This window comes from Streptococcus sp. 2342, from assembly GCF_013276795.1.
Classification (GTDB): Bacteria; Bacillota; Bacilli; order Lactobacillales; family Streptococcaceae; genus Streptococcus.
The window spans coordinates 1-633 of record NZ_VMLR01000023.1; the positions used below are offsets into that span (position 1 = coordinate 1).

Annotated in this window: 1 protein-coding gene and 1 tRNA gene; one reads left to right on the plus strand and one right to left on the minus strand. The window is 38.5% G+C overall.

Features of this window, described 5'->3' with window-relative positions:
- Window positions 1–109: 109 nt before the first annotated feature.
- Window positions 110–181 (minus strand) — tRNA-Glu (locus tag HT689_RS09520).
- A gap of 201 nt (window positions 182–382) precedes the next feature.
- On the opposite strand from HT689_RS09520, the gene HT689_RS09525 reads away from it, so the two are divergent.
- Window positions 383–633: helix-turn-helix domain-containing protein (locus HT689_RS09525; RefSeq protein ID WP_173227065.1), on the plus strand; the 251-nt coding region annotated here is incomplete at its 3' end.

Consider the following 633-nt stretch of genomic DNA (forward strand, 5'->3'; position numbering starts at 1 on the left):
CTCTCAAGCGACAACTATATTAGTATATCACAGTCGCTTTCGCTTGTCAACACTTTTTTAAGTTTTTTTGAAACTTTTTTTCATCAAGTGTTTCAACCGCAACATACCATAGTCCGTACGGGATTCGAACCCGTGTTACCGCCGTGAAAAGGCGGTGTCTTAACCCCTTGACCAACGGACCAGAGTTGTTATTTTCAACTCTTACTATTATACAGGCTTTTTCTGACTTGTCAACTACTTTTTTAAACTTTTTTTACTTTTTTGCATGACGGTAACTTCTCAAAGTAACTTCCACTCGCCTGACCAAAGTGGAAATTAGTCTAAAACGGATTTTTATGGTGGAATTAAGTGTGAGACGTTTGAGTTAGAAATGAGGTCTACTATGACAAAACATAAACATCTTACCCTTTCCGACCGTAATGATATCCAATTAGGTTTAGAGCGCGGTGAAACATTCAAAGCTATTGGACAATCCATTCTAAAAGACCCAACTACTGTTTCCAAAGAGGTCAAACGAAACAGACAAGTCCGAGAGTCTACAGACCATAACCTTCCTTGTCCTTTACTAGACAAAGCTACCTTTGTCTGTAACGGCTGCCCTAAAAAAAGACAAAATTGTGGCTATAAGAAGAT